The sequence below is a fragment of the Achromobacter sp. T5-5 genome (genome assembly GCF_055397965.1).
Map to the genome: position 1 here is coordinate 5,614,287 of NZ_AP027919.1, position 13,273 is coordinate 5,627,559.

General features: G+C 67.6%; 12 protein-coding genes. 7 read left to right on the forward strand and 5 right to left on the reverse strand.

The window, feature by feature from the left end:
• Window positions 1-73: 73 nt before the first annotated feature.
• Window positions 74-1,438 (reverse strand): metalloprotease PmbA, encoded by a 1,365-nt coding sequence (gene pmbA / locus ACZ50Q_RS25355; protein ID WP_464079884.1) that lies wholly within the window; start codon window positions 1,436-1,438, stop codon window positions 74-76.
• A 58-nt stretch (window positions 1,439-1,496) separates the two neighbouring features.
• Here pmbA and yjgA point away from each other — a divergent pair, with 58 nt between their 5' ends.
• The 6 genes from yjgA (at window position 1,497) to ACZ50Q_RS25385 (ending at window position 6,521) form a co-directional block, all read left to right on the forward strand.
• Window positions 1,497-2,048 (forward strand): ribosome biogenesis factor YjgA, encoded by a 552-nt coding sequence (gene yjgA, locus ACZ50Q_RS25360; RefSeq protein WP_092579786.1) that lies wholly within the window; start codon window positions 1,497-1,499, stop codon window positions 2,046-2,048.
• Window positions 2,049-2,067: 19 nt separating this feature from the next.
• Window positions 2,068-2,745, forward strand: a complete 678-nt coding sequence (locus tag ACZ50Q_RS25365; protein WP_464079885.1) for an alpha/beta hydrolase — start codon at window positions 2,068-2,070, stop codon at window positions 2,743-2,745.
• Between the two features lie 414 nt (window positions 2,746-3,159).
• The gene (locus ACZ50Q_RS25370; RefSeq protein WP_092579790.1) at window positions 3,160-4,164 is read left to right on the forward strand and encodes an ABC transporter substrate-binding protein; all 1,005 of its coding nucleotides are present in this window, start codon (window positions 3,160-3,162) and stop codon (window positions 4,162-4,164) included.
• Window positions 4,164-4,979: an ABC transporter ATP-binding protein gene (locus ACZ50Q_RS25375; RefSeq protein WP_076518754.1), complete on the forward strand. Its 816-nt coding sequence runs from the start codon at window positions 4,164-4,166 to the stop codon at window positions 4,977-4,979. Before ACZ50Q_RS25370 ends, ACZ50Q_RS25375 begins: the two co-directional genes overlap by 1 nt.
• Before the next feature lie 3 nt (window positions 4,980-4,982).
• A complete protein-coding gene (locus ACZ50Q_RS25380; RefSeq protein ID WP_076518753.1) occupies window positions 4,983-5,819 on the forward strand; it encodes an ABC transporter permease in 837 nt (278 codons plus the stop codon).
• A 9-nt stretch (window positions 5,820-5,828) separates the two neighbouring features.
• On the forward strand, window positions 5,829-6,521 hold the full coding sequence (locus ACZ50Q_RS25385) for an isochorismatase family protein (protein WP_464079886.1): 693 nt from the start codon (window positions 5,829-5,831) through the stop codon (window positions 6,519-6,521).
• 21 nt (window positions 6,522-6,542) lie between these two features.
• Here the strand turns inward: ACZ50Q_RS25385 and ACZ50Q_RS25390 are convergent, their stop codons facing one another.
• The gene (locus tag ACZ50Q_RS25390) at window positions 6,543-8,984 is read right to left on the reverse strand and encodes a bifunctional acetate--CoA ligase family protein/GNAT family N-acetyltransferase (RefSeq protein ID WP_464079887.1); all 2,442 of its coding nucleotides are present in this window, start codon (window positions 8,982-8,984) and stop codon (window positions 6,543-6,545) included.
• Between the two features lie 127 nt (window positions 8,985-9,111).
• On the opposite strand from ACZ50Q_RS25390, the gene gltX reads away from it, so the two are divergent.
• Window positions 9,112-10,518 (forward strand): glutamate--tRNA ligase, encoded by a 1,407-nt coding sequence (gene gltX, locus ACZ50Q_RS25395; RefSeq protein WP_464079888.1) that lies wholly within the window; start codon window positions 9,112-9,114, stop codon window positions 10,516-10,518.
• Between the two features lie 137 nt (window positions 10,519-10,655).
• Here gltX and ACZ50Q_RS25400 read toward each other — a convergent pair whose 3' ends face one another.
• The 3 genes from ACZ50Q_RS25400 to ACZ50Q_RS25410 all read right to left on the reverse strand — a co-directional run bounded on the left by ACZ50Q_RS25400 (window position 10,656) and on the right by ACZ50Q_RS25410 (window position 13,188).
• Complete coding sequence (locus ACZ50Q_RS25400; protein ID WP_464079889.1) at window positions 10,656-11,855, reverse strand: MFS transporter; 1,200 nt, start codon at window positions 11,853-11,855, stop codon at window positions 10,656-10,658.
• A gap of 98 nt (window positions 11,856-11,953) precedes the next feature.
• Window positions 11,954-12,460: a hypothetical protein gene (locus ACZ50Q_RS25405; RefSeq protein ID WP_464079890.1), complete on the reverse strand. Its 507-nt coding sequence runs from the start codon at window positions 12,458-12,460 to the stop codon at window positions 11,954-11,956.
• Between the two features lie 278 nt (window positions 12,461-12,738).
• A complete protein-coding gene (locus ACZ50Q_RS25410) occupies window positions 12,739-13,188 on the reverse strand; it encodes an Lrp/AsnC family transcriptional regulator (protein ID WP_008159001.1) in 450 nt (149 codons plus the stop codon).
• Window positions 13,189-13,273 lie beyond the last annotated feature (85 nt).

A 13,273-nucleotide genomic window follows, 5' to 3' on the forward strand; every position in this document is an offset into this window, starting at 1 on the left:
GGGAGTGCAAAGTGGATGGCGGAGCGGTTGCAAAGCCCGCGGGCGGCGCATTGCGCGCCGCCCACGCACGGGATCAGATCCCGGCGATGGCCATCTGCTCGATGAGGATGGAGCCGGTGGTCTTGGTGCCGCGCGAGATGGTGTCCGCGCCTACCGCGACGATCTGCTGGAACATGTCGGCCAGGTTGCCGGCGATGGTGACTTCCTGGACCGCGTGCTGGATCTGGCCGTTTTCGACCCAGTAGCCAAACGCGCCGCGCGAGTAGTCGCCCGTGACGTAGTTGACGCCCTGCCCGATCAGCTCGGTGACGAGAAAACCCGTGCCCAGCTTCTTGAGCATGGCTTCGAAATCGTCGCCGCGGCGCGTCTGCGTGGAGCTGAAGACCAGGTTGTGCGAGCCGCCGGCGTTGCCCGTGGTGGCCATGCCCAGCTTGCGTGCCGTGTAGGACGACAGGAAATAGCCTTCCAGGACGCCCGCCGACACCACGTTGCGGCGGCGCGTGCGCACGCCTTCGTCGTCGAAGGGCGAACTGCCCATGGCGCCGCGGATGTGCGGGTCTTCGACCAGGTTGATGTGTTTGGGGAAGATGGGCTTGCCCAGCGAATCGACCAGGAAGCTCGCCTTGCGGTACAGGGCGCCGCCGTTGACGGCCTGCGTCAGCGCGCCGACCAGGCCCAGCGCCAGCGGCGCCTCGAACAGGACGGGGAACTTGCCGGTGCGCACGCGGCGGGCCGACAGGCGCGACAGCGTGCGTTCGGCGGCATAGCGGCCGATGGCCTCGGGCGAGGCCAGCTTGGCGGGATCGCGTTCCGACGAATACCAGTAGTCGCGCTGCATGCCGTTGCCACGCCCGGCGATGGGCGCCACGGACAGGCTGTGGCGGGAATACGGATAGCCGCCCAGGAAGCCACGCGTGTTGCCCATCACGAACTGGCCTTCGTAGGTGCCGACGCTGGCGCCGTCGGTATTGGTGATGCGCGGATCGACCTCGCGCGCGGCGCGCTCGGCCCGCAGCGCCAGCTCGGCGGCTTCCTCGGTGGTGACGGTCCAGGCGCGGTGCAGATCCAGGTCGGGGAATTCGGTGGCCAGCTGGTCGGCGTCGGGCAGGCCGGCGGCCGGATCGGCGGCGGTGTGGCGGGCGATGTGCCAGGCGGCTTCGACGGTCTGGCGCAGCGCGGCCTCGGAGAAGTCGGAGGTCGAAGCGGAGCCGCGGCTCTGGCCCGCGTAGACCGTCAGGTCCAGCGAGCGGTCGCGCGTCTGCTCTACGGTTTCGATGTCGTTCTTGCGTACCGAGACGGACAGTCCCAGGCTTTCGGAGACTTCCGCCGCGGCGTCGGAGGCGCCGATCTGGCGCGCGTAGGCCAGGGTTTGCTCGACGAGTTCGGAAAAACGCGCGTGATTCGCCGCCAGCGGCAAGGATGAGGAGGTTTTAACCATTGCAGTCCAATTTGCAGAGACGGTTATCATAGCCAAGTCTGTCATTGCGCAGTTTTCCATGAATTCCCATCCCCAAGAAGATTCCGTCGACGACGGCTACGACGAAAACGGCTACGACCGTCCCAGCAAGTCCCAGGTCAAGCGTGAAATGCACGCCCTGCTGGACCTGGGCAAGCAATTGATCGCCCTGTCGCCCGAACGTCTGAAGCAGTTACCCCTTGAAGAACGCCTGTACGAAGCGATCCGCATGGCGCAGCGCACCACCGGCCGCGAAGGCCTGCGCCGCCAGGTCCACTTCGTGGGCAAGTTGATGCGCGATGCGCCGGCCGACGACATCCGCCGGCAGCTCGACATCTGGGAAAACGGTTCGCGCGAGGAAACCGCCGCCATGCACCGGCTGGAAGCGCTGCGCGACCGCCTCCTGGATGACGACGACGCCCTCACCCGCCTCTTGAGCAACAATCCGCAGGCCGACGTGCAGCAATTGCGCACGCTGATCCGGGCCGCCCGCAAGGAAAAGCTCGCCAACGCGTCGCTGCTGCAAGGCCAGGAACCGCAGAAAAAGCACTACCGCGCCCTGTTCCAGGCGCTCAAGACCCTCACCCTCTGATATCCACCGCCGCCCGTCCATGACCGCACCGACCGACCTGCTCGACTGCATCGAGATCGAAACCGCCCCCAATCCCACGCACGCCGTGATCTGGCTGCACGGCCTGGGCGCGGACGGCAACGATTTCGCGCCCATCGTGCCGGAACTGCGTCTGCCCGCCGGACTCGGGGTGCGCTTCGTGTTCCCGAACGCCCCGGTGCAGCGCGTGACCATCAACAACGGCATGGCGATGCGCTCGTGGTACGACATCCTGGTGATGGACCTGGTGCGCGTCGAAGACGCCCAAGGCATCCGCGCCTCGGAAGCCGCCATCCACAAGCTGATCGCGCGTGAAAACGCCCGCGGCATCCCCACGTCGAACATCGTGCTGGCCGGTTTTTCGCAAGGCAGCGCCATGACGCTGCACACCGGCTTGCGCCTGACCGAGAAGCTGGCGGGCATGATGGCGCTGTCGGGCTACCTGCCCCTGGTGGACAGCGCCGAAGCCGAACGCCAGCACGCGAACGATGCGACGCCCATCTTCATGGCGCACGGCCAGTACGACCCGGTGGTGTCGCTGGCGCGCGCCGAGGCGTCCTTGGCCGAATTGAAGCGCCTGGGCTACGACGTGCGCTGGCGCACGTACCCGATGCCCCACTCGGTCTGCGCCGAGGAAGTGGCGGACATTTCGGCATTCCTGAATGACGTGCTGGCCTGACGCGGCAAGCGGGATGCAGGACACGGCCTAGGGACGATGGCGGGCGGCGCGCAAGGCGCGGCCCGTGTTCCTGGCCGATGGGCGCGGGGCCCTTCCGCGCCTACGATGGGAGGCGCACCCGGAAACGCTCAAAACCTTATTTTGTATACCAGACGGTATTCCAGCCTTGAATTTTCTAGGCATCGGCGACGCGCGTCCATAGAGAAAAACGCCAATCGCAAAATGCTTGTCGCCCGCTTGTCTTGAATATAGTATTCGATCCAAGCCTTACCGGCCTGGGACCTCCCCGTTCGGGCTTCCCCTGATTTTGCTGTCACGTTGCAGTCGAGTCGCAGTCGAATTGCAGTCGATCCCCCCATTGGCCATGTTGCGCCGATTGTCCGGCGTGGCATTCAAGACGCAGGAGAAAGTCCCGTGAAGACCTTGCCCTTGCCCCGCCTGGCAGGCGCGGCGCTGCTCGCGCTGCTTGCCCCCGTGGCCGCCCAGGCCGAAGCCCTGAATCCCCCCGTCAAGGTGCGCTACGAAGAGGTGGTGCGCTCCATCCTGTACGTGCCCAAATACGTCGCGCTGTCGCAGGGCTATTTCAAGGACGCCGGCCTGGACGTGTCCATGAAGACCTCGCAAGGCACCGACAAAGGCATGACCGCCCTGCTGTCGGGCAGCGCGGACATCGTGCTCATCGGGCCGGAAGCGTCCATCTATGTCCAGAACAGCGAATCCCCGGTCAAGCCCAAGATCTTTGCCGGGCTGACCGCCACCGACGGCTTTTTCCTCCTGTCGCGCAAGCCGGTCGACAAGTTCGACTGGTCCATGCTCAAGGGCAAGGAAGTCATCGGCTTTCGTCCCGGCTCCAATCCGATCGTGTTCCTGGAGACGGCGCTGCGCAAGCATGGACTGGATCCCCAAAAGGACGTGAAGCTGCTGAACAACATCGGCATCCCGGCGCGCGCCGGCGCCTGGATGGCGGGCCAGGGCGAATACGGCATCTTCCTGGAGCCCGAGGCCGGCGAACTGGTGCGCAACGGCAAGGGGCACATCGTGGCCTCCGTGGGCCATGAAGTCGGCCAGGTGGACTACACGGTCTTTACCGCCACGGACAAGTACATCCGCGACAACCCCAAGGTGATCCAGGCCTGGACCGACGTGGTGGCGCGCGCGGAAAAATACGTGAAGGACACGCCCGCCGCCACGCTGGCGCCGCAGATCATGACCTTCTTTCCCGGCATGGACCAGGCCGCGGTGACCGAGGCCATCGAGCGCTACAAGCAATACCAGATCTGGAAGACCACGCCGCTGGTGACGGCGCAAGCGATGACGCAGCTGCAGGACATGCTGATCGCCAGCGCGGTCATGAAGGACAGCGCCCGCGTGAAGTACGAGGACGTGGTGATCGCCGACTTTGCCAAGAAGGCGCAATGATGGGAGCCGCCATCCACAACCTCAAGCCGGCGGCCGCCACGGCCAAGATCGAACTGCGCGACGTCTGTCTGTCGTACTTCACGCCCGACGGCGAGACCGAGGCGCTGTCGAACGTGTCCTTCAGCCTGGCGCCGGGCGAATTCGTCAGCCTGATCGGACAAAGCGGCTGCGGCAAGAGCACCCTGCTGTCCCTGATCGCCGGCCTGATTCCGCCCACCTCGGGCGCGGTGCTGGTCGACGGGCAGGCAGTGACCAAGCCGAATGCGCGCATTGGCTACATGCTGCAGCAGGACTACCTCTTCGAATGGCGCACCATCCTGGACAACGTGATGCTGGGCGCGGAGATCCAGGGACGGCGCGACGCGCGCAGCGAGGCGCGCGCCGTGCACCTGCTTGAAAAGTGCGGCCTGGGCGCGTTCCTGTCGCACACGCCGCGCCAGCTTTCGGGCGGGATGCGGCAACGCGCGGCGTTGGCGCGCACGCTCGTGACCGAGCCCGACGTGATCCTGCTGGACGAACCGTTCTCGGCGCTGGATTCGCAGACGCGGCTGGCGATCTCCGACGAAGTCGTGGATATCCTGCGCCGCGAAGGCAAGACCGTGGTGCTGGTCACGCACGACATCGGCGAGGCCATCGCCATGACGGACCGCGTGATCGTGCTGTCGCGCCGGCCCGGGCGGCTCAAGAGCCAGTACCGCATCCACTACGGCGACGGCCAGGTCCGGCCCACGCCCTTCCAGGCGCGCTCGCGGCCGGAGTTCAACACCTATTTCAAACAGCTCTGGGACGAGCTGGACGTCCACGTGGAGGGCTGAGCCATGAACGCGCCGATTGCCAATACCGTCCCGCTGCGCGCCGTGCCCGGCCCCAGCGAAAAATACCTCGACTACCTGCGCCGCGACCGCGCGCGCCGCCGCAATATCCGGGTGGCCCAAGCCTTGCTGCTGGCGGTGTTTCTGTGCGCCTGGGAAATCCTGCCGCGCATGCACGTCCTGAACCCGTTGCTGACCAGCTACCCGAGCGCGCTGTGGCCCACATTCATCGAACTGTGGAACCACGGCAGCCTGGGCAAGCACATCATGACGACGTTGTCCGCCACGTTGGTGGGCTTTGCGCTCAGCATGGCGATCGGCATCGTCGTGGCGGCGGCGCTGTGGTGGTCCGACTTCCTCTACAAGGTGCTGGACCCGTTCCTGGTGGTGGCCAACGCCATGCCCAAGATCGCCTTCGTGCCCATCTTCTACCTCTGGCTGGGCTCGGATTACGCGGTGTACGGCATGGCGGTGGCGATTGCCGTGTTCGTGACCATCATGGTGATTTACGCGGGCTTTCGCGGCATCGACCTGAACAAGGTGAAGCTCGCCCACACCTTTGGCGCGAGCCGCTGGCAGGTGCTGACCAAGGTGGTGCTGCCGGGCAGCGTCCCCACGCTGATCGCCGCCGTCAAGATGAACATCGGCCTGGCGCTGGTGGGCGTTATCGTGGGCGAGTTCCAGTCGGCGGATTCGGGGCTGGGCTTTCTCATCATGAACGGCAGCCAGGTGTTCAAGCTGAACATCGTCATGACGGCCATCGTCATGCTGGCGCTGATCTCCAGCGTCATGTACCTGATCATCTACCGCGTCGAGTCCGCCGTGGCGCGGCGCTACGGCTAAGGAGGCAGCATGGAATTTCCCCAGTGGGTGAAGGATCGCGTCGTGGCCCGCCAGGGCTGCCTGCATCCCTACGACGAACTGCCCGGCGCCCGCACCGCGGTGGTGGTGATCGACATGCAGCAGTACTTCACGCTTCCGGGCTACCAGGGCGAATGCGCCCCGGCGCGCGAGATCATCGACCCCATCAATCGGCTGTGCGCCGCCGTGCGCGACGCGGGCGGGGTCGTGGTGTGGGTGCAGACGGCCTCCGACAACGCGGACGTGTTCTGGTCGCACCATCACGGCGTGATGCTGACGCCCGAGCGCAGCGCCCGCCGCCTGGAGACGCTGCGCCGCGACTCGCCGGGCTTTGCGCTGCATCCGGACCTGCAGGCGCAGGCCGGCGACCTGCGCGTCGTCAAGCGGTTCTACAGCGCAATGGCGCCGGGATCGTCGGAACTGGAGCCGGTCTTGCGCGGCCTGGGCGTGGACACGCTGCTCATCGCCGGGACCGTCACCAACGTGTGCTGCGAATCCACGGCGCGCGACGCGATGATGCGGGATTTCCGCACCATCATGGTCGACGACGCGCTGGCCGCGGTGACGCCGGCCGAGCACGAACACGCCCTGCACGGATGGATGCTGTTCTTTGGCGACGTGCTGACGGTGGACGAGGCGGCCGCGCGGCTCAAGCCCGCGCAGCCGTCGCGCAAGACCGCCTGAATCTTCTGGCCTGACCGGCGATCAGGCCAGGTTCAGCCAGACCCGGCGCATGGTCGGATCCTCGGGGTCCGGATCGTTGGTGAAGCCCAGGCGGGTCATCAGCGCCAGCATCGGCCGGTTGGTCGACAGCACCAGTCCGTCGATGTATTCCAGGCCCTGCTCGCGCGCGGCGTCGATCAGCGCCGTCATGAGCTGGCGGCCAAGGCCGCGCCGCTGCCAGTCGTCGCCGATCACGAGCGCGTATTCCGCGCCGCGGCCGTCCGGATTGCGCAGGTAATGGGCGAACCCGACCAGGACCTCGCGCGGATGGCCGCGATTGGCCGGGTTGGGCACCTGGGTGGCCGCCACCAGGGCAAGTTCCCGGTGATAGTCCACCTGCGTGTAGCGCGACACCATGCGCGGCGTGAGCTCGCGCATCATGGACACGAAGCGCATGTAGCGCGACCGCTCCGACAGGCCCCGGATGAACTCCTGCAGGGCTTCGCCATCTTCGGGGCGGATGGGCCGCAGCACCCAGGGGATGCCGTCGGCGAAGCGGCGCACCTGCACCAGCCGCGCCGGATACGGGTGGATCGCCATGTGCGGATAACCGGCGGTCTGCGGCGATTCGCAGCCGGGGGTCTCGGTCAGCGTCATGCGCAGGCCGCCGGCGCGCAGATGGGTTTCGCCCGCGTAGAGCGGATCGATGTCCAGGGATTCGATGTCGGGCAGTTCCGAGACCAGCTCGGACACCAGCACCAGCGCCTGCTGCAGCGCCTCGGCGGCCATGTGGCCGACCCGCGGCGCCAGCACGCGGCGCCACAGCCGGCTGCGCTCGATGAGCTGGCGCGCCAGGTAGCCGTTGAGCGGCGGCAGGTCCATGGCGCGCTCCGCCAGCGACAGCACGGCGTCCGGCCCGCCCGCGCCGAAGCGGATCACCGGGCCGAACTTCGGATCGCGCCGCACGCGGATCGCCATGGGCCGGGACTCGGGTTCGATGGGCGCCACGCTGGCCGGCGCATCGCTCAGCGGCACATAGAACAGGGCAAGCAGGGTGCGGATTTCGGAGGTGTTCAGTTCACGCCGGCCGTCGGCGCGCGCGCGCGCGACGATTTCGCGCGCGGCCGCCAGGTCCGGCACGTGGCCCGCGGGCTCGGGCGGCTGCGTCTGCAGCAGCAACTGCTGGTTGTAGTGATGGGACGCCAGCACGCCAAAGGCGTCGGCGGCCGACTCGGGCGTACGGAACGCGGACGTGCCCGCGTCGTCCAGCATGCGCCGCAGCGGACGCATGCCGGCATCGCCCATGAAACAGGTCACCACGGGCTTCTTGGCCGACGGGGCGATCTGTGCCAGTTCGCGCGCCACGGCCGGCATGTCGGCCAGCGCATCGGGCGCCAGCAGCACCAGCACCCCGTCCACGCCGGCATCGTCCAGCACGGCCTCCAGCATGGCGCGGATGCGCTCGGGCGTCATGGGCAGGTAGGTGATGACGGGATTGGCGGTGGCGGCGTCGGGCTCCAGCATCCCGGCCAGCGCACGCTGCGTGGCGGGCGCCAGGTCCGCGCGCAGCACGGCGGCGTCGGGGCCGATCAGGTCCATGGCGAGCTGCGGAGGTCCGCTGCCATTGGAGATCAGCGCCACGCGGCGGCCCTTGGGACGGCGCGTGTAGCCCAGCACCTTCACGGCCGAGAAGAGCTGCACGAAGTAGCGCACGCGCACCGCGCCGGCCCGGCGCAGCGCCGCGTCGAAAATGGCGTCGCTGCTGTCGGCATCGGATCGGCCCGCCTTGAGCACGATGACAGGCTTGATGCTGGCCGCGGCCCGCAGCGTGCTCATGAACTCGCGGGCGGGCCCGACATCTTCGAGGTAGAGGACGATGCTGTCCGTGCGTGGATCGCTCGCCAGGTAGTCCAGCAGCTTGGGCAGTCCCACCACGGCCTCGTCGCCCAGCGACACGGCGGTGGAAAAGCCGATGTGCACGTCTTCTGCCCAGTCCATGACGGCAGCCATGATGGAGCGCGACTGCGCCACCAGCGCCACGCGGCCGGCGCGCGCCAGCACCGGGTGCTGGCTGAAGTTCAGGCCGGCGTGCGGCCGCTGCGCGCCGAAGGAGCGCGGGCCCAGCAGTTCGCAGCGGTTTTCCTCGGCCCAGGCCCGGCACAGCGCCAGCGTGCCGCGCGGGTACGGGTCGGGCAGTTCGTGGGGCAGCAGGATCACCGCGCGGGGCGAAAGCGGCGACAGGCGGCGCAGTGTTTCCGGCAGGACGGCGGGCGATACGCAAACCAGGGCCAGGTCGGGCCGTTCACCCGCGGCCAGCCCCTGCAGGGTCTCCGGCAGATCGGGCGCCGCGCCGGGCTCGACGGCCAGGACCGTGGTCTTCGCCTTCAGGGCGGGAGACAGGGAACTTGCCGCGGGCAGGGGCCTGTCGGCCACGATGACCAGCGAGCCGGGTTCGAACATGGGCGCAAGAGCGTGTCTCAGCATAGGGAGGGCGGCCTGTTCACACTAATCTAAAATACCGTTCATCGTATCAAGACAAGCCCGCTGTCCGCTTGATGAGGACACTGCCCGACGCCATATTGTGGCGCCGCAGCCGCTAACATTGCCACCTATGACCTCCAACGCCCCTACTCCCATTCGTACCCGCTTCGCGCCTTCGCCCACGGGTTTCCTGCACCTGGGCGGCGCGCGCACCGCGCTGTTCTCCTGGGCCTTCGCGCGCCATCACAAGGGCACCTTCGTGCTGCGCATCGAGGACACGGACGTCGAGCGCTCCACGCCGGAAGCGGTGCAGGCCATCCTGGACAGCATGGACTGGCTGGGCATGCAGCCCGACGAGGGCCCGTTCTACCAGATGCAGCGCATGGACCGGTACCGCGAGGTCGTGGCCCAGATGCTGGCCGCCGGCACCGCCTACCACTGCTACAGCTCGCCCGAGGAAGTCGAGGCCATGCGCGAGGCCGCCCGCGCCCGCGGCGACAAGCCGCGCTATGACGGCACCTGGCGCCCGGAACCCGGCAAGACCCTGCCCGCCATCCCCGAAGGCAGAAAGCCCGTCGTGCGCTTCAAGAATCCGCAGGAAGGCGCCACGTCCTGGAACGACATGGTCAAGGGCACCATCAGCTTCGACAACACCGAGCTGGACGACCTGATCATCGCGCGCCCCGACGGCACGCCCACCTACAACTTCTGCGTGGTGGTCGACGACTGGGACATGGGCATCACCCACGTCCTGCGCGGCGACGACCACGTCAACAACACGCCCCGCCAGATCAACATCCTGCGCGCGCTGGGCGCCACCCTGCCCGAATACGGCCACGTGCCCATGATCCTGGGCCCGGACGGCGAAAAGCTGTCCAAGCGCCACGGCGCGGTCAACGTCATGGAGTACGACAACGAGGGCTACCTGCCCGAGGCCATGATCAACTACCTGGCCCGCCTGGGCTGGAGCCACGGCGACGACGAGATCTTCTCGCGCGAACAGCTGGTGTCCTGGTTCGACACCAAGCACCTGTCCAAGTCGGCCTCGCAGTGGGACCCCAAGAAGCTGAACTGGGTCAACGCCCACTACATCAAGCAGATGGACAACGCCGAGCTGGCCGAGCGCGTGGCGACGCGCATCGCGGCGCGCGGCGGTTACCCCGAGAAGATCGACCTGCCGGGCGTCATGGGCCTCCTGAAAGACCGCGCCGAAACCCTGGAGCAGCTGGCCGATGGCGCCATGCTTTTCTGCGGTGAGTTCAAAGGCGCGCCGGCCGACCTGGCCGAGCAGCACCTGACCGCGCCGGCCCGCGAGGCCCTGGCCGACTTCGCGCAACGAGCCCAGGATGCCGACTGGACCCGCGAGGCCCTGTCCGCCCTCATCAAGGCCGTGCTGGCCGACCGTGGCCTGAAGATGCCGCAACTGGCCATCCCGCTGCGCGTGGCGGTCACCGGCCAGACGCAGACGCCGGCCGTGGACGCGGTGCTGGCGCTGCTGGGCAAGGAAACCGTGCTCAAGCGCCTGGCCGCCATCTGAACCCAAGGTGTCTGACACCTGCGAGCGACGGCCCATGCAGCAATAGCCTGCCCCCCGGCCTCTGACGCCTAAGACAAAGGGCCTTGATCATCCGCGGATGATCAAGGCCCTTTCTGTTTTCAGGCGGGCGGGAACTCTCAGGATCGCTGCAGCGCCGCCCTCGCCTTCAGCGCCCGCGCAAAGAACGCGCCCAGCAGCGGCAGCAGCACGGCCGAGCCGCCGAACAGCGCGCCGGCGCCGATCTCGTCCACCACCGCCCCCGCCAGCGCCACGCCGGCCGCCTGCCCCATGAAGAGGCAGGACGCGAACCACGCCACCGCCGTGCCGCGCGCGGACGGCACCATCTGCGTCGCGTTCGTCTGCAGCGTGGCGTGCAGCAGGTAGTAGCCAAAGCCGGCCAGCACGCTGGCCAACAGGCTCCACATCCAGACCGGCCCCAGCAGGTACGACAGGAACGCCACGCCCAGCACCAGCCCGCCCGCGATGGCCAGGCCGCGCTCGCCGAGACGCTTTAGGATGCGGCCGGCGACGACCGTGTAGATCAGCCCGCCCACGGCGTAGACCGCGACCAGCGCGCCGGCGGCGGTCAGCGAGATGTCGAAACGCGCATGCAGGTACGAGGGAGCGAAAGCCAGCGCGCCGAACACCAGCAGCCCTTCGACGAACACCGTCGCCAGCACGACCCGCGCCCACGGCGCGCCCAGCACCAGCCGGGCCTGGGCGATGAAACCCTGACGCACCGCGCCGGGATCGACCTGGGCAAAGCCCGCCGCGCGCTGGCGCCGCACTTCCAGGTGCAGCAGCACGCCCACGATGAGGTAGCCAGCCACCAGCGCGGCGAACGCCCAGCGCCAGCCCACCGTGTCGGCGAACAGGCCGCCCGCCAGCTGGCCGGCGGACATGCCCAGAATGGTCCCGGTCAGAAAGCGCGCCAGCGTCGCCTGCCGGCGTTCGTACGGCACGTTGTCGCCGATCCAGGCCATGGACAGGGGCACGATACCCGCGCCGGCCGCGCCCGACAGCGCGCGGCAGAACACCAGCATATCGAGCGACCCGGCCATGACCGCGCCCGCGCTGCCCAGCGCGCAGGCCACCGTCGCGACGCTGACGACGCGGTACTTGCCATAGCGGTCCCCCACCGGACCGAAGAACATCTGCAGCACGCCATAGGCCACGGCAAACGCCGTGACCGCGCGGGCGGCCTGTCCGGTGGTGGTGCCGAATTCCGCCGCCAATTGCGGCAGCATGGGATCACAGATACGGAAAGCGCTGGCGCTGACGAAGGCGGCCAGGGCAAGCAGCGCGATCGCGCGTGCTTCGGAGGACATGGCGGGCATGGGTAACCGGCGGCGGGGCGAATGTCGAAGCCCGCACCTTACCGCAGCGCGGCCATCGTGGCGCGACCGCCGGGCGAATTGTCCGCCCGGCGCAACGGTCAGTAGGCGAGTCGATAGCCCGCGGGCATGCGGCGGGCGGTCAGCAAGGCGCCGCCCTTCCGGATTTCGCGCAGCGCCAGCCTGGTCGGCTCGACCTTCTCGACGCGGTAGCGGTTCACGTAGATCGGATCATCGGGATCGACCGGCTCGCCGGCCGATTTGGTGGTGCGCATCGTGGTGATGCCGTCGGCCACGCTCCAGCAGCCCGTCTCGCGCAGCGCGGGACGCGTCTTGCGCCCGATCTTGAGCAGGGATTCGTAGGACATGGTGCCGTCGGCCGACAGCACGATCAGCGATTGCATATCACCGGCCACGTCGCGCGGGCGCGAATTGGACAACCAGGTGCCGATCATCGGATCGCCCGCCTTGGCGGGCACACAGGCCACCGGCTTGGCCGGTTCCTCGGGCGAGGCTTCGGTGATGGCGGCTGGCTTGCGGGCAGCGCAGCCGGCCAGGATCACGATGGCGCAGGCGACGCCTGCCGTACGCAAAAACACACTGCTCATGACTTCCTCAACACGTCCGCCGACGCGCCGCGCCGATCACACCGGCGCGTACCAGGCGCAACGAACTTCACGCACTCTAAATAGCCGCCTGCGAAGAATCAACGAGGATCCGCGCCGTGTGCATTTGCGCAACAGTGTTCCCGCGAGCGCGCCCGGAATCGGTGCGGAAAGCGCAAAAATGCGTTGGTTTCAAGCGACAGCGAGGCGCGTAGCCGGACCGTCCGCGCCCGTGCCGCGCGCGTGGTCTCTATATATATAGATGCCGCGTGCGCCCCGCCTTACAGCGGCAGCCGCTGCTCGTGCTTGATCTCGCGCAGCGCCACGATGGTGCGCGTCTGGCGGATGCCGGGCATGTTGAACAGGAACCGGTGCAGGAAGCGGTCATAGGCTTCCGGGCTCTCCACCAGGATCTTCAGCAGGAAATCCGAGTCGCCGGTCACCGCATAGCACTCCAGGATCTCGGGCGCGTCGCGCACCGACCGCTCGAAGTTCTCGACCGTGTTGGCCGAATGCCGCTCCAGGCTGATCTGCGCAAACATGCAGCCCAGCCCCACCTTGCTGCGGTCGACCTGGGCGCTGTAGCCCTGGATCACGCCGCTCGCCTCCATGGCCTTCACCCGCCGCCACACCGGCGCGGCCGACAGCCCGACCTTCTCGGAAAGCTGTTGCGCGGAGGCCCGTCCGTCCTCCTGCAGGGCCTTGAGGATGCCGATATCGGTCTTGTCCATCTGTCTGTCTCCTGGTTTTTATGAAAAACGAAATATTCATTGCGAATTATAGGGATAGCACGATCCGATAACGCAATAAACCTGA